Source organism: Desulfomicrobium salsuginis (genome assembly GCF_054657795.1).
Window position 1 is genome coordinate 567,024 of record NZ_BAAHYA010000002.1, and the last position, 18,953, is coordinate 585,976.

General features: G+C 67.0%; 18 protein-coding genes and 1 riboswitch. Of the genes, 5 read left to right on the forward strand and 13 right to left on the reverse strand.

Annotation, left to right across the window (positions count from 1 at the left end; all coding sequences use genetic code 11):
* Positions 1 to 161 precede the first annotated feature (161 nt).
* Positions 162 to 1,754, forward strand: coding sequence for a glycosyltransferase family 4 protein (locus ACYQ3G_RS09760; protein ID WP_459825388.1), 1,593 nt, complete (start codon positions 162 to 164; stop codon positions 1,752 to 1,754).
* 23 nt (positions 1,755 to 1,777) lie between these two features.
* Here the strand turns inward: ACYQ3G_RS09760 and cobJ are convergent, their stop codons facing one another.
* From cobJ to ACYQ3G_RS09810, 10 genes are read right to left on the reverse strand one after another with little or no spacing between them, the layout of a single operon-like run.
* Entirely contained in the window at positions 1,778 to 2,530 is a 753-nt protein-coding gene (cobJ, locus tag ACYQ3G_RS09765) for a precorrin-3B C(17)-methyltransferase (protein ID WP_459825390.1), read from the reverse strand.
* Positions 2,531 to 2,532: 2 nt separating this feature from the next.
* A complete protein-coding gene (cobM, locus tag ACYQ3G_RS09770; RefSeq protein ID WP_459825392.1) occupies positions 2,533 to 4,314 on the reverse strand; it encodes a precorrin-4 C(11)-methyltransferase in 1,782 nt (593 codons plus the stop codon).
* Positions 4,311 to 5,618, reverse strand: coding sequence for a precorrin-6y C5,15-methyltransferase (decarboxylating) subunit CbiE (cbiE, locus tag ACYQ3G_RS09775; RefSeq protein WP_459825394.1), 1,308 nt, complete (start codon positions 5,616 to 5,618; stop codon positions 4,311 to 4,313). The genes cobM and cbiE overlap by 4 nt, the downstream gene beginning before the upstream one ends.
* Positions 5,615 to 6,679, reverse strand: a complete 1,065-nt coding sequence (gene cbiD, locus ACYQ3G_RS09780) for a cobalt-precorrin-5B (C(1))-methyltransferase CbiD (RefSeq protein WP_459825396.1) — start codon at positions 6,677 to 6,679, stop codon at positions 5,615 to 5,617. Before cbiD ends, cbiE begins: the two co-directional genes overlap by 4 nt.
* A complete protein-coding gene (locus ACYQ3G_RS09785; RefSeq protein ID WP_459825398.1) occupies positions 6,676 to 8,028 on the reverse strand; it encodes a cobyrinic acid a,c-diamide synthase CobB in 1,353 nt (450 codons plus the stop codon). The genes cbiD and ACYQ3G_RS09785 overlap by 4 nt, the downstream gene beginning before the upstream one ends.
* Before the next feature lie 15 nt (positions 8,029 to 8,043).
* Positions 8,044 to 8,754: a precorrin-2 C(20)-methyltransferase gene (gene cobI, locus ACYQ3G_RS09790; RefSeq protein ID WP_459825400.1), complete on the reverse strand. Its 711-nt coding sequence runs from the start codon at positions 8,752 to 8,754 to the stop codon at positions 8,044 to 8,046.
* The gene (locus ACYQ3G_RS09795; RefSeq protein WP_459825402.1) at positions 8,751 to 9,620 is read right to left on the reverse strand and encodes an ABC transporter substrate-binding protein; all 870 of its coding nucleotides are present in this window, start codon (positions 9,618 to 9,620) and stop codon (positions 8,751 to 8,753) included. Before ACYQ3G_RS09795 ends, cobI begins: the two co-directional genes overlap by 4 nt.
* Positions 9,604 to 10,377: an ABC transporter ATP-binding protein gene (locus tag ACYQ3G_RS09800; RefSeq protein WP_459825404.1), complete on the reverse strand. Its 774-nt coding sequence runs from the start codon at positions 10,375 to 10,377 to the stop codon at positions 9,604 to 9,606. Before ACYQ3G_RS09800 ends, ACYQ3G_RS09795 begins: the two co-directional genes overlap by 17 nt.
* Positions 10,378 to 10,385: 8 nt before the next feature.
* Positions 10,386 to 11,393 carry a FecCD family ABC transporter permease gene (locus ACYQ3G_RS09805; RefSeq protein ID WP_459825406.1) on the reverse strand — a complete coding sequence of 336 codons (1,008 nt, stop codon included), beginning with the start codon at positions 11,391 to 11,393 and terminating at the stop codon, positions 10,386 to 10,388.
* A gap of 2 nt (positions 11,394 to 11,395) precedes the next feature.
* Positions 11,396 to 12,280: a sirohydrochlorin cobaltochelatase gene (locus tag ACYQ3G_RS09810; protein ID WP_459825408.1), complete on the reverse strand. Its 885-nt coding sequence runs from the start codon at positions 12,278 to 12,280 to the stop codon at positions 11,396 to 11,398.
* An 88-nt stretch (positions 12,281 to 12,368) separates the two neighbouring features.
* A riboswitch (cobalamin riboswitch) is annotated at positions 12,369 to 12,547 on the reverse strand.
* A 168-nt stretch (positions 12,548 to 12,715) separates the two neighbouring features.
* Here ACYQ3G_RS09810 and ACYQ3G_RS09815 point away from each other — a divergent pair.
* The 4 genes from ACYQ3G_RS09815 (at position 12,716) to ACYQ3G_RS09830 (ending at position 16,263) form a co-directional block, all read left to right on the forward strand.
* Positions 12,716 to 13,312 (forward strand): TetR/AcrR family transcriptional regulator, encoded by a 597-nt coding sequence (locus ACYQ3G_RS09815; RefSeq protein WP_459825410.1) that lies wholly within the window; start codon positions 12,716 to 12,718, stop codon positions 13,310 to 13,312.
* A gap of 53 nt (positions 13,313 to 13,365) precedes the next feature.
* The gene (locus ACYQ3G_RS09820) at positions 13,366 to 14,376 is read left to right on the forward strand and encodes a TRAP transporter substrate-binding protein (RefSeq protein WP_459825412.1); all 1,011 of its coding nucleotides are present in this window, start codon (positions 13,366 to 13,368) and stop codon (positions 14,374 to 14,376) included.
* A gap of 94 nt (positions 14,377 to 14,470) precedes the next feature.
* Positions 14,471 to 14,956: a TRAP transporter small permease gene (locus ACYQ3G_RS09825; RefSeq protein WP_459825414.1), complete on the forward strand. Its 486-nt coding sequence runs from the start codon at positions 14,471 to 14,473 to the stop codon at positions 14,954 to 14,956.
* Positions 14,953 to 16,263 carry a TRAP transporter large permease gene (locus ACYQ3G_RS09830; RefSeq protein ID WP_459825416.1) on the forward strand — a complete coding sequence of 437 codons (1,311 nt, stop codon included), beginning with the start codon at positions 14,953 to 14,955 and terminating at the stop codon, positions 16,261 to 16,263. The genes ACYQ3G_RS09825 and ACYQ3G_RS09830 overlap by 4 nt, the downstream gene beginning before the upstream one ends.
* Before the next feature lie 238 nt (positions 16,264 to 16,501).
* Here ACYQ3G_RS09830 and tnpC read toward each other — a convergent pair whose 3' ends face one another.
* The 3 genes from tnpC to tnpA are packed head-to-tail and all read right to left on the reverse strand — an operon-like array spanning position 16,502 to position 18,773.
* Positions 16,502 to 18,055, reverse strand: coding sequence for an IS66 family transposase (gene tnpC / locus ACYQ3G_RS09835; protein ID WP_459821398.1), 1,554 nt, complete (start codon positions 18,053 to 18,055; stop codon positions 16,502 to 16,504).
* A gap of 47 nt (positions 18,056 to 18,102) precedes the next feature.
* Positions 18,103 to 18,453, reverse strand: coding sequence for an IS66 family insertion sequence element accessory protein TnpB (gene tnpB / locus ACYQ3G_RS09840; RefSeq protein WP_459821400.1), 351 nt, complete (start codon positions 18,451 to 18,453; stop codon positions 18,103 to 18,105).
* Complete coding sequence (tnpA, locus tag ACYQ3G_RS09845) at positions 18,447 to 18,773, reverse strand: IS66 family insertion sequence element accessory protein TnpA (protein WP_459821402.1); 327 nt, start codon at positions 18,771 to 18,773, stop codon at positions 18,447 to 18,449. Before tnpA ends, tnpB begins: the two co-directional genes overlap by 7 nt.
* Between the last annotated feature and the right edge of the window lie 180 nt (positions 18,774 to 18,953).

Genomic DNA, 18,953 nt, shown 5'->3' on the forward strand with positions numbered 1-18,953 from the left:
TTGCCATTTCGTCGCTGTCTTCGGATTCGGGCGGGGGAGGTGCGTCCTTTCGTCAAATGACCGAGGGCACGTCGTTCGCCGTGCCTGGCGCTTCAGTGGGAACTGGCGCCTCTGTCTCGCTGCGTTGCGACGCGCAGGCCCGGATATTGCTTGATGCGGGCATGGCGCATGAACCAGGCCCCGTCTGGGGCACCCTCGACCCGTTCGTGGAGGACGGGCCCATTCTCGGCCGCAAGGTCGCGAACACTGGATTTCTGCGCGCTCTGCTGACCGCGGACCCGTTCGAGCAGTACCACTTCTTCCTGCCAGACCGGCACAGCGGGGCGGCGTTGGAGACCTTCGTGCGCTCCGCCTGCCCCGGCGCGGCGCCCAAGATCCGCATCCTGCCGCGCACGGCCCTGCCAAAGTATCTGGCGTCCACGGCGTACCACTGCTTCCACCTCTCGGACTGCCTGACCCACCAGGGCTTCCTGGCCGCCGTGCGTAACCGCCTGGCCCGCAACGTCTTTCCCATAACGGGAGTGACCCATTCCCTGTCCTACGCCCGCTACGGCCAGTCCTTCGCCCAGCACGTCTGGGCCGGGGCCACGGCCCGGGACTGCATCGTGGCCACGTCGCGGGCCGGGGCGGCGGTGGTGCGCGAGGAACTGGCCGCGCTTCGCGAGCACTGCAATGCTCCCGCGCCGCAGGTGGACGTGGTGCCCCTCGGCGTGTGGCGGGATGAGTTCGCGGATATTGGGGGGGAGAGCCTGCCGGACGTTGCGGCGGGAAAAACCGTGTTTCTGGTGCCGGGGCGCATCAGCCCCTATTCGAAGATGGACCTGCTTCCGCTGCTGCGCGCTTTTCAGCGCCTGCGTCAGGGCGGCGCGGACCTGAGCGGCGTCTGCCTGGTTCTGGCCGGGAGTCCCGACGAGGGCGCGTCCCTGCCCGGGACCCTGACCAACCTGGCGGCCAACATCGGCCTGCGCCTGGTGGTCGTGCGCTGCCCCGACGATGCGGCCAAGAAGGCGCTTCTGGGGCGGGCCGACGTGGTCGTGTCCCTGGCCGACAACCCCCAGGAGACTTTCGGCCTGACCCTCCTGGAGGCGGCCGCCGCGGGCAAGCCCGTCATCGCCTCGGACTACGACGGCTACCGCGACCTCGTGGCCCACGCGAAAACGGGGCTGCTGGTCCCCACGGCGGACAGCGGCGAGGTCGGCGAGGTCTCGCTCCTGGCCCCTCTCCTGTACGACACGGCCTACCACCTCTGGCTGGCCCAGGACGTGGCCGTGGACGTGGGGGAACTGGCCGCGAGCCTTGGTGTCATGCTGCGGCCGGAGGTCAGGGAGGAGATGGGCCGGGCGGCCCGGGAACATGCGGCGGCCTTCGACTGGCCGGCGGTCATCGGGCGCTACCTTGCGCTGTGGGAGCGGCTGTGGACGGAACCTGCGCCCGCGCCGGGAGAGGGAGAGAGCCTCCATCCCCTGGCGCTGGACCATGGCAGGATTTTCGGCGCTTACCCGACGCGGAGGCTGCAAGACAAAGATATGCTGGAAATAACGGACTTGGGGCGGGCCGTGTACCGCGGCAAGGATTTTCCGGTAGTCTATGCGGGCGTGGAGGGCCGGGTCGACCTGGAACTTATGCGCATGGTGCTGGTCTGGACCCGGCATCCCGTGGATTGGGCGTCCCTGAAGGCCCGCGCCGGGGGGCACCCGGCGGTCACGGCCACCGTCATGTGGATGCTCAAAGGCGATCTCCTGCGTTTCACCTGAGCGGTGAGCAACGCAGTCCGGAATCAATTTCCGGCGTTTTCCCGTCCGTATTTCTCGTAATATCCGCGGGGTGTCAGCATTTTTCCTTGTACGAGCCGCGTTGCGCTGTTGCCCACGATGACCGTGGTCAGCATGTCCGCCCATTCGGGGTCGCAGGAGGCCAGGGTGGCGGTGCGCACCTCCTGGTCCGGGCGGTAGGCGTTGCGCACGAAGCCCACGGGCGTATCCGGGCCGCGCTGCGCCGCGATCATCTCCAGGGCCTGGGCCAGGTAGGAGCCGCGCTTGCGGGATTTGGGGTTGTAGAGGGCGATGACGAAGTCGCCCTCGGCCGCGCAGCGCACGCGGCGCATGATGAGCGGCAGCGGGGTCAGCAGGTCCGAGAGAGAAATGGCGCAGAAATCGTGCATGAGTGGCGCGCCCAGGAGGGCGGCCGCCGCGCACAGGGCCGGGATGCCGGGCACGATGTCCAACTCCACAGCGTCCAGGAGCTCTTCCCGTTCCAGATACTCCAGCACCAATCCTGCCATGCCGTAGACGCCGCTGTCTCCGGAGCTGACCACCACCGTGTCCAGGCCCGACAGGGCGAAGTCCACGGCCTTGGCCGTGCGCTTCATCTCCTTCTTCATGGGGCTCGAATACAGGGCCTTGCCCGCCAGCAGTTCCGGGTCCACCAGATCCATGTACCGGTCGTAGCCGACCACGGCCCCGGCCCTCGCCAGGCTTTCCAGGGCCATGGGCGCCAGGAGGCTCGCGCTGCCGGGCCCCAGGCCCACCACGGTCAGCCGGCCAGGGCCACCGTCACGTTCCCGCGGACTGTCTTGGGCACGATCAGCCGCGCTTCCGGGTTTTTCATTCTCGCCGCCAGCACGCTCGCCGCTTCGCATACGCTTCCCGCTCCTATCCTGTCCCGAACCCGCTGTGAGGGGTTGGGGACCGGCGTTTCGTCCAGCACGGACGGTTCGAAGAAATAAGTGGGCAGGCCCAGATGCCCGGCCGCCTCCAGAAGTCCCGCCTCGTCGGCCTTGAGGTCTACGCTGGCCAGTCCGGCCAGTGCGGCCGGGGCCAGGCCGCCGGCGTCAAGGGCTTCGCGCAGGGCCTGCAGCACCTCGTCCCGCGAGACGCCGCGGCGGCAGCCCACGCCGGCGAAGAGGCGGCGGGGGTGCAGGACCAATCCCGCGGCGCACGACGCCTCCAGCGTGACCACGACCTGCGCCGTAGGCTGCTCTGAAAGTTCGAAGAAATCCCTCCATTCGGCATTCCCGCGCAGTCCCAGGTCGTTCTGCGGGTCGTGGACCGTGACCGTGCCTCCTTCGGCCAGAACGGCGTTGACCGCGGCGATGCGTGCCGGGTCGGCGATGGCGCAGCCGCGCTCCGCGGCCAGGGTGTCGATGGCCGGAGCCCCGGCCGTGTCCGTGGCCGTGGTGATGACGGCCCTGCCGCCGAGATGGGCGGCCAGACGGCGGGCCAGGTCGTTGGCCCCGCCGAGGTGCCCCGAGAGGAGGCTGATGACGTTGTCGCCGTTCTGGTCGCAGACGACCACGGCCGGGTCCGTGGCCTTGGATTGCAGCAGGGGTGCGATGGCGCGCACGACGATGCCTGTCGCGGCCACGAAGACGTGGGCGTGGTGGAGATGGAAATTGGCGTGGACCTGGTCGGCGATGCGCTCGAACCCGCACACCCCTTCCCCGGCCAGGCGCCTGGGGGCGAACAGGTCTGCCGGGGCCATGGCGGCGATGCGCCGCGCCAGATCGAGGCCCTGGCGCGTCAGGGCGTACACGGCCAGGCGCGTCCAGGACTCCGGCCGCGCGGCCGCGCGGAAGCCGTGCCCGAAGGCCGGGTCATAGAGCCGCGACGGGACGACGGGCGCCTCTTCGGCCGGCAGGACGAGAAAGACGGCCTGGCGCGTGACGCCCGCCATGTCGGCATCGAGCCCTGCCAGGGTGGTGCGGATGATCCGCTCCTGCGGGTGCCCGACCTTGTGCCCGACCACGATGACCGTGTTCTCGGGCAACCCTGCCAGACGCAGTTCCGCCGTCAGTTCCGAAACCTTGTCGGCCGAGAGGTACACGGCCACGGAGGAGCGGTGGCGGGCCAGCTCCCGCAGGCGTTCGGCCTGCGGCACCGGCGTGCGGCCGTGCAGGCGGGTGATGACCAGGCTCTGGGTGGCCTCGGGCACGGTGAAGGACACCCCGGCCCGGGCCGCGGCGGCGAAGGCCGCCGTCACGCCGGGGATGACGCTCCAGGGTACGCCGTCGCGGTCCAGCAGGGCAGTCTGCTCGCGCACGGACCCGAACAGGGACGGGTCGCCGGTGTGCACGCGGGCGACGGTGCCGCCGCGCCGCACGGTTTCGAGGATCAGGGCGTGGGTCTCGTCCAGGCTCAAACCGGCCGAGTCGGCCACCTGCGCTCCGGGCTTGGCGCAGGCCACGACCTCGGCCGGGACCAGGGACCCGGCGTAAAGCACCAGGTCCGCGCGGGACACCAGGTCGCGGCCGCGGACCGTGATCAGGTCCGGGTCGCCGGGGCCTGCGCCGATGAAGTACACGTGCGGAATATTCATGTGTCGCTTGAAGGTTTTTGCGTTTCCAGCAGGAAAACGGGGTTGGAGGGCACCAGGCGCAAGTCGGCCCCCAGGGGGGCGCTGGCGTGGTGCATGAGTTGGTGGACCGTGAGGGGCCAGCCCAGTTCATGGATGACGGCGCGGACGGTTTCGAGGGTGGACAGCAGCACGGCGGCCGCGACCATGCGTCCCCCGGGCCGCAGGAGGCGGGCGCAAGCGACCAAGATGTCGGGGGCGGCGCCGCCACCGAGGAAGATGTGGGTGGGAGGGGGGAAGTGGGGTGAATGGGTCTCATAGGACCCATGGGACCTATGGGAATTGTGCTCGGCGTGGGGATGGTCGTCAGCGGTGTTGTGCTTTTCTTCAAGGCGCGTTTCCAGGAATACGGCCAGTTGGTCCTGCACCACCTCCACCAGCCAAGCGCCGGTGCGTGTCACGTTGTCCCGGACCTGCTCCGCCCGTCCCGCCCGGCGCTCCACGGCCACCACGCTACCGCGGGTCAGCAGGCGTGCCGCCTCCAGGCTGACGGCGCCGCTGCCAGCGCCGAGGTCCCACAGGACCGATTCCGGGGCCAGACGCAGGAGCGACAGGGCCAGGGCGCGCACGGGCTGCTTGGTCATGAGGCCGTCCTCGCGGGCCAGGGCGACTTCGTCCAATCCCAGCACCAGGGCCAAGGGCGGCGTTTCGGTCCGCTCCAGCACGACGATGTTGAGCGGATGCCAGGGCCGCTCTGCGGCTTCGGCCAGGGTCGCGGTGGTCAGGCGCTCCTCGGGTGAGCAAAGGGCCTCGGCCACGTGCATGCGCCAGCCCGTGACGCCCCGCTCCAAAAGAAGGCGGGCCACGATGTCGGGGCTCATGCGCGCGTCCGTGTACAGGGCGGCCAAGCGGCCGTGGGTCAGGGCCGCGAAAAGGGGGGTGAGGTCCTCGCGGCCGTGCAGGGACAGGGCGGCGCAGTCGTGCCAGGGCAGGCCGAAGCGGGCGCAGGCGGCCTGCAGGGCGGAAACGTTGGGATGGAAGGTCAGTTCGCCGGGTTCGAAAAAGCGCAGCAGGCTCGCGCCGATGCCGTAGAGCAGGGGGTCGCCGTCGGCCAGGACGCAGATGTCGCCCGTGCTTTCCGTGGCGTGGCGGCGCAGGTCTGAGGCGAAGCGGGCCATGGTGGTCAGGACGAGCCTGCGCTCCTTCTCGATGCCCATCTCGTCGAGGGTCTTGCGGCCGCCAGCCACGAGGGCCGCCGAACGCACGAGCCGCATCAGCTCCGGGGAGCGGTGTTCCGGGCACAGGCCAAGGCCGACGATGTGGATCATGCCGCCTCCGAGGTGTCGTGCAGGACGCGTCCGTCGAAATCGAAGAGCAGGTAGTCCACGGCCATGCCGCAGCCGCTGAATTCCTTGGCGAATCGGGAAGCCCTGTCCGTCAGCAGGGCGTAGAGCGCAGGGGCCTGGGGCATGGGCGCAACGGTCTGCAGCGCCTGCATGGCCGTGTTGGCCCCGGCCACGTCGGCGCAGACATCGGCCGGAAACCCGCACTCGGCGCACCAACCGGCCAGGGCCGGGAGGTCCAGGTCCGCGCTGCGGGCGTGCGTGTAGCGGTGGCCTTGGGCCTGCTTGACCAGCTTGCCGAAGAACACGCCCCACTGCACGGCGGCGAAATCGCGCCGCCCGGCCTCGCGCATGGAATAGAAAAAGAAGTCGGCCACCTGCACGCAGGCCGTCTCGGGCGTGTCCGGCCTGGCCAGGCGCAGGAAGCGCTCGCTGCGGCCGCCCGTGGTCAGGCAGGGCCGCTCGACGCCGCAGGCCTGCATGACGTCCAGGCACTGGCGGATGGTGGCCTGGTAGGCGGCGTTGCTGAAAGGCTTGACCGTGCCCCTGGTTCCGAGGATGGAGATGCCGCCGACGATCCCCAGGCGCGGGTTGAAGGTTTTCTGCGCGATCTCCTCGCCCCGGTCCACGCGGATCTCCACGTCCGCGCCGTCGAGCCCCGCCTCGGCCACGGCCTGCCGGATCTGCTCGCGCGGGACGGGGTTGATGGCCGCCTCGCCCACGGCCACGGGGAGCCCCGGCCTGGTCACCAGACCGACACCCCGTCCGCCGTGCAGGACGATGCCGATGCCGTCCTTGGGCCGCACGAAGGCCCGGATCACGGCCTTATGTGTCGCGTCGGGGTCGTCGCCGCCGTCCTTGATCACGGCCGCCAGCACGCCGCCGTTCTCGGCCCGGCTCTCCAGGACAGTCACGGTCATGCGCCCGCCCATGGGCAGGGGCACGTCCACGGTGTCCGGCATCCTTCCTTCGAGCAGGTGCAGGGCCGCGGCCTTGGCTGCCGCGGCAGCGGCCGTGCCCGTGGTGAAGCCGTGGCGCAGGGTCATGCCCCGCAGGCCCCGACGAAGCGCTCGGCCATGGCCGGGTTGGAGCCGAAGTGCAGATGCACGTAGGAGCCCAGGCAGTTGCCTTTCAGGAAGCCGCCGGCCCCGTCGCTGCGGCCGCAGCGGTCGAAGACGCGGTAGACCTCGGCGGCCGCCGGATCCTCGCCGCGCAGCTGCGAATAGTGGAATTCGTGCCCGCGAACGCGTTCGCCCGCTCCGCCCAGCGCAGTCGCCGACTTGAGCTCCACCTCGCGGTAGCCCAGGGCCTGGTGCCGGCCCTGCATGGCGCAGGAGAAGTCGAAGACGCCGGCCATGGCGTGTTCCCGGCCGTCGCGGGTGCGCAGGCTCTTCATCAGGTACATGAAGCCGCCGCACTCGGCGTAGACGGGCTTGCCGCTCGCGCAGAAGTCGCGGATCTTGCCGAGCATGACCGTGTTGGCAGCCAGCTGCTCGGCGTGGAGCTCGGGGTACCCGCCGCCCAGGTACAGGCCCTTCAGGGCCGGCGGCAGGTTGTAGTCCTCCAGCGGAGAGAAGGGCACCAGTTCGGCCCCGGCCTGGCGCAGCATGCGCAGGTTTTCCTCGTAGTAGAAGCAGAAGGCCCGGTCGCGGGCGTAGCCGATGCGGACCTCGGGCATCTTCACGCCGCCGTCGTTCAGGGACGGCAGGGAGAACTCGGGCAGGGCCGCCAACAGGGCGTCCAGGTCCAGGGCGCTCTCAACCCAGTCGGCCAGGGCGTTCAGCCGCTCTTCGCGTCGGTCCAGGTCCTCGGCCGTGACCAGCCCCAGGTGCCGCGACGGCAGTTCCAGGCCGGGCATCCTCGGCAGGCTGCCCAGGACGCGCACGCCCTGGCCTTCCATGGCCTGGGACAGGATCTGCCCGTGGGTTTGGCTGCCGGTCATGTTGAAGAGCACGGCGTCGAGGGCCAGGGCCGGGTCGAATTCGGCGTAGCCCTTGACCAGGGCGGCGGCCGAGCGGGCCATGCCGCGGGCGTTGACCACCAGCAGCACGGGCACGCCCAGAATCTTGGCCAGCTGCGCGGCCGAGCCCTCCTCGCTGACGGCGCCGATGCCGTCGAAGAGCCCCATGGCCCCCTCGATGATGGAAATGTCGCAGCCCTCGTGGTTGCGGCGGAAGATGCGCCGGATTTCCTCGGTGGGGAGCATCCAGCCGTCGAGGTTGTGGCTCGGCAGGGCCGTGGCCATGCGGTGCAGGCCCGGGTCGATGAAATCCGGCCCGGACTTGAAGCCCTGGACCACGAGGCCCTTGCGGGCGAAGGCCTTCATCAGGCCCAGGGCGACCGATGTTTTTCCGCACCCGCTGGAGGTGCCGGCGATGAGGATGGCTTTGGGCATATGCGTATCCTTGGTTCAGCGTGGTTCGTTTGCGGTCAGGAGCATGAGCGACAGGTACGTCGGGTTGTCCGGAGCCTCGTCGAGGCTGCGCGTGATGAACTGCTCCTTCATGCCCATTTTCGAGGCGAAAACGCAATGGGGGCGCGACGGCAAAGTGCGGAGTTCCTCGCGGATGGCGGCGAAATTGGTGTAGGCCTTGAGGATGACGGCGTTGTCCGCGCCGTCGAGGTTGCGGCGCAATTCCCCGGCGTCGCGGATGCCCGGGAGCACCATGAGGTTTTGGGACCCTTCGGCCAGCACCGTCTCCGTGGCCGCGGCCACGGCCTGGAAGGACGTGATGCCGGGGACCACGGTCACGCCCCGTTCGGGGTCCAGGCGGCGCAGGGTGCGCAGCAGGTAGGCGAAGGTGGAGTAGAGCAGGGGGTCGCCCAGGGTCAGGAATGCGGCGTCATGCCCGGCGTCGAGCTCCGCCAGGACCAACCGGGCGTTCTCCTCCCAGGCGGCCTGGAGGGTGCTTTCGTCGCGGCTCATGGGGAAGCCCAGGCGCACGACGCGGGCGTCGGGCCGCAGGTGCGGGCGGGCGATGTCCAGGGCCATGGAGTCGTCGTTCTTGGTCGAGGACGCGGCCAGGATGACGTCGACGCTGCCGAGGATTTTCGCCGCCTTGATGGTCAAAAGTTCCGGGTCGCCCGGGCCGACGCCGATGCCGTATAAATGGCCGCTCATGGGCGGACCTCCGTTTTCCAGTTTGCGATGATGGTTGAAAGCTGCCGCACGGCCTCGATGCTGCGCGGTCCGGGCCGGGAAAAGAGGGCCTGGTCCACGGTGAAGACCTGGCCAGTGCCCAGGCAGGGCAGCGTGCGAAACAGGGGACGCTCGGCCAGGGGCACGGGGGAAGGGTTCATGGGGCCCTGTTGCACGAGGTAGATGTCCGGCGCCAGGCGCAAAACCTCTTCTTCGCCAAGCCGCACGAGCTTGTCCGGGGCCTCGACGCAGTTGCGCCCGCCGGCCGCGGCCATGATCTCCGCGACCATGGAGCCCTGGCCCGCGGCCAGGAGGTTGGGGTAGCGGGCCTCGAAGAAGATGCGTGGCTGCGGGCCCTTTCGGGAGGCCTCGAGGGCGGCCAGTTCGGCGCGCATGGTGCTCACGCGCTCTGCGGCCCGTTCGCCGCTGCCGGTCAGCACGCCCAGGCGCTCCATGACCGAGAAGAGCTGCTCGAAATTTTCCAGGTTGAAAACCGCCACCACAAGTCCCCGTTCCTCCAGGAAGCGCACGGGCTCCAGCGCCTCGGGGCGGCCGCCGAGCTGCACGACCAGGTCGGGCGAAAGGCCCAGGATCAGCTCCGCATTGGGCCGCAGGTGCGTGCCGATGGACGGCCTCGAAGCGATGGACGGCGGAAACTCGTCAGCGGCCGTGCGCGCGGCGACGGCCTCCTCCCGGCCCAGGTCGGCCAGGATCTCGCCGAAGGCGCCGTACAGGGGCACAATCCGGGCAGCCGGGGCGTCCAGGCGGATCTCCACTCCCCGGTCGTCCGTGACGCGCACTTCGGCCGCGGCCGCACTCGTCAGGCAGAAGCTAAGGGCGAGGCACAAGATGAGCCTGGGGAGCGCCCGTGAGAGGGTGCGGGGCCACGGCAAGGGGTGTTTCATAGATATCGCTCAGTGTTTGGGCCGTGAACACGTCACGGGTCGGTCCGTCAGCCACGACGGACCCGTTTTTCAGAAAGACGAGCCGACGGCAATAGAGGGCGGCCAGGTTCAGGTCATGGGCTACGGTCAGGATGGTCGTCCCGGCGGCGTTGCGGACTTTCAAGAGCTCGTAGAGGTCCACGGTCCGGGCCACGTCCAGGCTGGATGCCGCCTCGTCCAGAAGCAGCAGCTCCGTGTCCTGGGCCAGGGCCTTGGCCATAACCACGCGCTGCAGCTCGCCGCCCGAGAGGGTGTCCGCGGCCCGGTCCCGCAAGTGCAGGCTGCGCGTCTCGTCCATGGCCGCCCGGGCGCGCTCCACGTCGGCGGCGTCGTAGCCGCCCAAAAGGGACACGTAGGGGTAGCGGCCCATGAGCACCAGGGACAGGGCGCGCACGCCGGGCAGGGCCGGGGTTTTCTGGGCCACGGTTGCGCAGCGGCCGGCCCGGGCCTTGGGCGGAAGCGCCGCGATGTCGTCGCCGCCGATGCGGATGCTCCCCGACAGGGGCTGCAGGACCCCGGACACGGCGCGGACGAGGGTCGTCTTGCCGCTGCCGTTGGGTCCCAGAATGCCAGTGAACTCCCCGGACCCCACGCTCAGGGTGACGCCGCGCAGCACGGCCCGGCCGTCGTAGCCGGCCGCAAGGCCTGCGATCTCAATCATGGGCGCGCTCATGCCGTGCGCCTGCGGGCCATGATCAGGCAGAAGAAGGGCCCGCCGAAGAGGGCCGTGAGCACGCCCACGGGCAGTTCGGCACCGTGGGCCAGGATGGTTCGGGCCAGGACGTCGGACCACAGCAGCAGAATCCCTCCGCCCAGGGCCGAGAAGAGGAGCAGCCGGCGGGAGTCCGGCCCGACGAGCATGCGCACCAGATGCGGCACCACGAGGCCCACGAAGCCGATGATCCCGGAGACGCTGACGGCCGCGGCGGTCAGCATGCCGGCGCCGACCAGCAGGGCGACGCGTACCCGCTTCACGGACACCCCGACCTGGGCGGCCTGCTCGGTCCCCAGGGCCAGGATGTCCAGTTCGCGGGCCAGCAGAAAAACCGTTGCGCCGCCGACGGCCAGGTAGGGCAGCATGACACCCACGTGGTCGAACCCCCTGCCCTGAAAGCTGCCCATGATCCAGAAGACGATGGCCGAGAGCGACTCCTCGTTCAGGGACTTGATCAGGGCGATGAGCGCGCCCAGAAACGTCGAGACGACGATGCCGCCCAGGACCAGGCTTTCGCGCGAGAAATTTCCGGCCAGGCGGCTCAGGCCCAGGACCATCCCCATGGCCGCGAAGGCCCCGGCCAGGGCGGCCAGGGGCAGGGCGGTCGGTCCCGGCAGGGCCCAGCCAAAACCCAGGGCCAAGGCCGCCCCGCAGGCCGCGCCGCTGGAGATGCCCAGGGTGAAGGGGTCGGCCAGGGGGTTGCGCAGCAGGCCCTGGAAGACCCCGCCCGAGACGGCCAGGGCCGATCCGGTCAGAAACGAGAGGATGATGCGGCCCAGGCGGATGTCGCGTACGATGACCAGATCCTGGGTTTCGGGCCCGCCCCGCAGCCAGGCCGTCAGGGCCTCGTGGATAGCTGCAGCCGAAAGGGGGTAGGACCCGAAGAACAGGGCCGCGTAGACCGAGAGGGGCACGGCGGCCGCCAGAAGCAGCCAGGCCCGGGTGTGACGCGGCCCGGTCATGGTCAGTTCAACCGCTCCACGGCGGCCTGTAGGTGGTCAAGCCAAATGTCCACGAAGGCCGGGATCTCGGCCGTGCCGCGCAGCACCGCTTCGCAGGCCACGCCGTCGGCCGTGAGCACGGACTTCCAAGAGTCGTCCCCGCCGCCGGCCATGTCGTTGACGGCGTGGTCGCCGGACACGGCCATGAGAGGCTGGAGCCAGGCTTTCCTGACTTTTCGTTCTTTCAGAGTCGCGCGCACATCGTCCAGGGATGGCGTGCCCTCGACGGTGCCGACCAGGACCAGGGGGTCCAGGCGGCTCAGGGAGTACTGCAGGCCGGGATAGTAGATGTTGGCCGGGTGATGGGTGCCATGGCCCATCAGGATGACGGCTTCGTTCTTTTTCCGGTCAGGCGGCAGGCTGGCCATGACGGCCTTGGCGCAGGCCTCGACGTCGGCCGGTTCGGCCAGGAGCGGCAGGCCCAGGGTCACCTGTTCCATGCCCTTGGGCAGGCCCGAGAACGCCTCGACCGTGCGCTGCAAGGCGTGGAACTCCTCGCCGGGGATGGTCTGCAGGGACTGCACGGCCACATGGGTGAAGCCGTCGTCCATCATGCGCGCCAGGGCCATGGCCGGGGAATCGAAGTGCAGTCCCTCGTCGGCCAGTTTCTGGCGCACGATGCGCGAAGAATAGGCCCAGCGCACCTCCAGGTCGGGAAAGCGGGCCTTGGCCCTGGCGTCGATGGTGTCCAGGGCGGCGCGGGCCTCGGGAACCGTGGTACCGAAGGCGACCAGCAGGATGCCCTTTTTGGTCGGCCGATCCCCACCGTGGCCGGCGAAAGCCTGGGCGCCGAGGAACATAAGGGAAATGACGAGAACGAGTCCGCAACCATGCGAGGCTTTGAACATGAGACCTCCAGGTTTGGCGGGGGAAATGGATGAAGACGGACGCGGGTCCGGGGCGCGGCCCGCAAAACCCCCGTTGCGGACGGCACAGACTGTGGTTGGTCTTCGGACAGGTCTTCCGACTCGTTTCACCGTCCTCGTCCTTCCCAGGATGGTTCCCAGTGGACAGCGCGGAGGATGGCCTTGCTGAAACTCACGGCGGCGGGTCCGCTCCCGATTTGCACGGGATTCCCTTTTACACCCGAAGGTATCCGAAGTGGGTGGAAGGCTAGTCGGGGGCTCGGAGGCTGTCAAGGATAGTGGGGCGTTTCGGGTGTTCCGCAAGAGAGGTTGCGGAATCTTCTCGATGGCGCTTGACATTGCGGCCGGTGCGCGAATAAGTGGTCATAAAATGACTTCTGGTCATTTTGTGACCATTGTCCAATTTAAGGGGATGACGTGGCCAGGAAACAGCAGGAAAAATCGCTTCAGACCCAGCGCGAGCTGCTCGAATCCGCCGAAAGGCTCTTCGCGGCCAAGGGGTTCGTGGCCACGACCGTGGCCGAGATCACGGCCGACGCCGGCTATGCCAAGGGGAATTTCTACCGGCACTGGCAGAGCAAGGACGAGATCATGCTGGAGATCATCGCCATCAAGATGCAGTCCTACCGGGCCATGCGCGACGCGGCCCTGAAACATGCCCGCAGTCTTGAAGAAGTCATGGACCGCATCCTCGATTTTCTGGAGACCATGATCGACGATCGCAACTGGTCATCGGTCTTCCTGGAGTTCACCATTCACGCCTCCCGCAACGAGGAACTCCGCGCCCAGCTCAACCAGTCCCTCTACAGGCTGTCCAACGATATCTTCGAGGACATCGTCGCCCCGTACGTGAAGAGCGGCTACCCGGCGAGCAAGATCGGGGCCCTGAACACGGCCCTGTTCGAGGGTTTCCTGATCCATTCGCTGCTGGGCACGGGCACCATCGACCGCAAGGATTTCCGCCGGGCCGCCATGCGGCTGGCCCTGGCCAACGCCCTGGACACCCAGGCATGAAACGGGCCGGCGCATGGGGCGCGGCCGCACCTGTCACACGGAGGATTTTCGAGATGAGGCTGTCTTTTCGGGTCGCGGCGCTGGTCGCCGCCGTGCTTGTCCTGGGCTTCTCGGGTTCGGCCATGTCCGCCGGGCCGGTCAAACTCTCCTACAGCAACTTCTTCCCGCCGACCCACATCCAGTCGCAGCTGGCCGAACAGTGGTGCCGCGAGGTCGAGGCCCGCACGAACGGGCAGGTTGTCATCGACTACTACCCGGCCGGCACCCTGACCAAGCCCAAGGACTGCTATGACGGCGTGGTCCAGGGCATTTCCGACATCGGCCTCTCGGCCCTTGGCTACACCAAGGGGCGCTTTCCGGTCCTGTCCGGCGTTGACCTGCCCATGGGCTACACGTCCGGCATCCAGGCCACAAACCTGGCCAACGCCGTCTTCGAGAAGTTCAAGCCCAAGGAGTTCGACGACGTCCACGTCCTGTATTTCCACGCCCACGGACCGGGCAAGCTGCACACCGCCGGCAAGCCGGTCAAGACCATGGACGACCTCAAGGGCATGAAGATCCGCGCCACGGGCAACAGCGCGGCCGTCATTACGGCCCTGGGCGGCAATCCCGTGGCCATGTCCATGCCCGACTCCTACCAGTCCATCCAGAAAGGCGTCGTCAACGGCGGCATCTACCCCGTGGAAACCAACAAGGGCTGGAAGATGGCCGAGGTCGTCGACTACCTGACGGACACCACGGCCGTGGCCTACACCACGACTTTCTTCGTGGTCATCAACAAGGGCGTCTGGGCTGGCCTGTCCCCCGAGGTGCAGAAGGCCATGACCGACGTCAGCGTCGAGTGGGTCGGCAAGCACGGCCAGGCCTGGGACGACAGCGACAAGGAGGGGCTCGACTTCTTCCTGGCCCAGCCGGGCAATGCCGTGGTCACCCTGGACCCGGCCGAGGCCGAGCGCTGGACCAAGGCCATGGAGCCCATCTTCACCGAGTATGAGGCCGAGTGCGCCAAGGCCGGTGCCGACGGCAAGGCCGTGGTCAACTTCATGCGCGCCAATTTGAAGTAGACAGTTCGATTATCGATTGACAGGCGGCAACGGTCTGTGTTGTGGCCACCGCAACTCAGGGCGTCGCCGCCTTTTCGCGTAAGGGAGCGTATTTGTGGAAGGAATCGAAAAAATACTGGCCAGGGTCGAAAGCGTCATGCGCGTGGCCGCGTGTCTGAGCCTGATGGCCATGGTCCTGATCACGGTGGCGGACATCAGCGGGCGGCTGAAGCAGAGCCCGATCTTCGGATCCGAGGAGATGGTCAGCTTTTTGGCTGTTCTGGCCCTGGGGCTGACCCTGCCCTACGCCCACTCGCACCGCTCCCACATCGGGGTGGAGGTTTTCGTGCAGCTTCTGTCGATGCGGGTGCGCCGCCGGCTCAAGCTTTTTCGGGAGATCCTTTCGATCCTTTTCTTCGCCACGGCCACGGTCATGATAGGCTTCTACGCCCGTGACAAGCAGCTCTCGGGCGAGGTGTCGATGAACCTGGGACTGCCCGAGCATGTCCTGATCTACGTTCTCGCCGCCTGCTTCGCCGTGACCACCCTGGCCATGATCGTCGACTTCCTCCGTTTCCTCGACCAGTGGAGGCAGTCATGAACCCGGCCGTCATCGGTTTCATCGGCATCGCGGCCATGCTCGCCCTGTTCTGCACGCGCATGCCCGTGGCTTTCGTCATGGCCGTTGTCGGTTTCGTCGGGTTCTCTGTCCTGACTTCGGTTCAGGGCGGCCTGAACATGATCAGCCGCAGCATGTACGAAGTCTTCGTCTCCTATGACCTGACGACCATCCCGCTCTTCATCCTCATGGGGCAACTGGCTTTCAACGCCGGCATCAGCCGCCGCCTCTACTCCACGGCCTACCGCTTCTTCGGGCATATCCGCGGCGGCCTGGCCATGGCCACGGTTTCGGCCTGCACGGCCTTCGGCGCGGTCTGCGGATCGAGCCCGGCCACGGCCGCGACAATGGCCACCGTGGCCATCCCCGAGATGAAGCGGTTCGGCTACCGTGACCGCCTGAGCGCGGGCGCCGTGGCCGCAGGCGGGGGGCTCGGCATGGTCATGCCGCCGAGCGTGGTGCTCATCATCTACGGCGTGCTCACGGAGCAGTCCATCGGCAAGCTCTTCGTCTCGGGCATCCTGCCGGCCTTCATGCTGACGGGCCTCTTCCTGGCGGCCATCGCCATCACCTGCCGCCGCCATCCCGACTACGGACCGCCGGCCGAACACTTCTCCTGGCCCGAGCGCATCAGGTCCCTTTCGGGCCTGACGGATACCCTCATCGTCTTTGCCGTGGTCCTGACGGGTCTGTTCAAGGGCTGGTTCACGCCCACCGAGGCAGCCTCCGTCGGCGCCTTCAGCGTGCTCGTGCTCGGCCTGGTCCGGCGTCAGCTGAACCTGAAGCTGATCATGAAATCCCTGGAGGAGACTCTGCGGACCTCGGCCATGATCCTCTTTCTCGTGGCCGGGGCCGTGGTCTTCGGCAAGTTCCTGGCCGTGACCCGCATCCCCTTCACCACGGCAAGCTATATCGGCGGCCTGGACGTCCCGGCCCTGGCCGTCATGGGACTCATCGTCCTGATCTACTTCCTCGGCGGCTGCTTCATGGACTCCCTGGCCATGGTCATGCTGACCGTGCCCGTCTTCTATCCCGTGGTCATGGACCTCGGCTACGACCCCATCTGGTTCGGGGTCATCATCGTCCTGGTCACGGAGATGGGCGTCATCACGCCGCCCGTGGGCATCAACGTCTACGTGGTCTACGGTGTGACCACCGGCATGAAGCAGAACATCAGCCTGGAGTCCATCTTCCGCGGCATCTACCCGTTCCTGATGGCGACCATGCTCGGCATCGTCCTGCTTTTCCTCTTTCCCCAGATCGTGACTTTTCTGCCGTCGCTCATGTAGCCGAAACCACCGGCGGGCCCAGCCCCGCGCCTGTTCCTTCGAGCTCGCCTGTACCGGGGCCGGAAGAAATTCCGGCCCCATCGCGTTTCAAGCGTGCCAGTAAGGTTTCAACGACGTTTGGTGGGCGCTCCGACCGTCGGGTTCTGAGCCGTTCCGCAACAGTGAAGCGTAACCGCTCAATCGCCCCCATCTTCCATGGTGGCAAATGATCTGCGATAAGGCATGAAGGAAAAATACCCTATTTTTTGCGCGGTTTGGGCTTGGGGAGGCTTGGGAGAAGGGATCGGTCCACGTGCTGCGGCATGAGCGCCCGCATGTCTTCCGTGGTCTGCGTTGCGGGGAAGCGTTCGAAGAGGAATTTCAGGTAGGCCTGGGGCTCGATCTCGTTGGCCTTGGCGGTTTCCACCAGGGAAAAGAGCATGGCGCTGGCGTCAGCGCCCTTGGGGGCGCCGGCAAAGAGCCAGTTTTTCCGACCCAGGGCCACGGGGCGGATGGCGTTCTCGGCCGCGTTGTTGTCGGGCGTGAGCAGGCCGCAGTCCACGTAGCGCACGACCCGGCGCCACTGGTTTCGGGCGTAGGTCATGGCCTGCCCGAGCAGGCTTTTGGGCGGGACGTGATCGATGCGCTCATCGAGGATGGTCCGTATCGCGTCGAGGATGGGTACAGCCAGTTCCCTGCGTTTGGCGACCTTTTCCTCCGGCTCCAGTTCTTTGATGTTGTGCTCGACCTTGTAGAGCAGGCCGATGAGATCCAGGATCTCCTTGGCCGTCCCGTGCATGATCTTTTTCGAGGTCGCCTTCTGGACGTCCATGAACTTACGACGGATGTGGGCCATGCAGCCGACATGGATGATGCCATCCGATTCACCGAGAGTCTGGTACCCGGAGTAGCCGTCGGTCTGGATGTAGCCCTTGTACTCGCCCAGATACTCTCTGGGGACGGAACCCGATCTGGACGGATCGTAACGATAGACCACGGTCGGCCGCTCGGGGTTGCCGCCACGGAAGAGCCACAGGTACGACGTCGAGGTATCGGATCGTCCAGGCTCCTTGAGGACTTGCAGGGTGGTTTCGTCCATGTTGATGACCGGGCCGGATCGGATCTCCGCCTGGAACAGTTCATGGAGCGGTTCCAGCGCCTTGGCCACGGCCATGGCCCATCCGGACATGGAATGGCGCGGAATGTCCACGCCCAGGCGGGCGAACTGCTTGGTCTGGCGGTAGAACGGCATGGCATCGACGAACTTTGCGGTGATGACCTGCGCCAGCAGGCTCGGCGTGGCGATGCCCTTGGGGATGATCTGCGGCGGCATGGGCGCAATGCGCACCACCGGCATGCCCTCCTCGCCGTCACAGGCCGGGCAGGCGTACTTGGGCCGGATATGGCGCTCGACCTGCATGATGGCCGGGACGTAGTCGAGCTTTTCGGAGACTTCTTCGCCGATGCGCTTCAGGCAGGTCCCGCAGGCGCAGACTTTCTGGTCCTCGGGCAAATCGTGAGTGATTTCGATGCGCGGCAGATTGTCCGGCAGGGGCTTACGTCCCCGCTTTGCTCTGGTGTGGGCCGGGACCTCGACGACGGGTACTTCTACCGGTTTCGCCTCTGCGATCCTGACGATGGGAAGCGGCAGAATGCCCTGGTAGAGGTCTTTGGATTTCTCGGACTTGGGAGCGTACAGGGCGGCCTGCAACAGGGCCACGCGGTCCTGGAGATGGTTAATCTGCTGGTAGCAGTCGCAGACCAGATGCTTGAGTTGCCCGACGTCGTCGGGAAGGTTTTCAATGTCTCCCATGCAAATGCATTTAGCAATAATGCATTGAAATAGCAAGGATTTTATTGCTAGAGAACCGATTTGTAGTATAGTCTTTGATGGGCTCCTTGCGGCGTCAGCGTGAGTCCATCAAGGAGCCAGCCGAGCTGCTGCGGGGTGACGTTCATGACCTCGGACACCCGCTCGGGCCAGCAGAAACGATGCTTCTCCAGGCGCTTGTACCAGAGACAGAATCCGTTGTGGTCCCAATACAGCACCTTGATGGCGTCGCGCCTGCGGTTGCAGAAGACGAAGAGGTGCCCGGAGAAAGGATCCAGATCAAGGATTCCCTGGACCATCATGCTCAGCCTGTCGATACCGGCCCGCATGTCCGTGGTGCCGGGAGCGAGATAGACCTTGGCCGCGGGCATCCTCAGCATCGGGGCTCCAGCACGGATAACAGCCGGGTCAGCGTGACCTCGTCGAAGTCGGCCGGGATATCGAGGGCGTAACGGGTGCCGACCATCAATCCGATGGACGGAGCCTTCGGTGCCAGGGTGAATGGGAGAGGGACGATTGCGGGCGGCAAGGCGGACACGTCCACTGATGCCGAGCGCGATTTACGCAGCCAGTACCGGAATGAGCTGAAATTCAGGCCGTGCGCCGTGCAATACGCGGCCTTGCTCATGCCGCTGTGCCGCCAATGCTCAACATGAGCGAGCCATCGGGCAGCGCGGTTCTGGCGGATGTGAGATTTCATAAGGACCTCCTTGGATTGAAGGTCCTTTATCTCATAGCTTGAAATTATTGGAAGATGGGCTTCGCTGAGCGCTTACAGTGAAGCAGCGGTAAAGATACAGCAAACGAAAACCCCCGCCGCATGGAGCGACGAGGGTTTTCGTGCAGTGAGTCTCAGCAGGGCTTCGGGTAACGGGCAGAT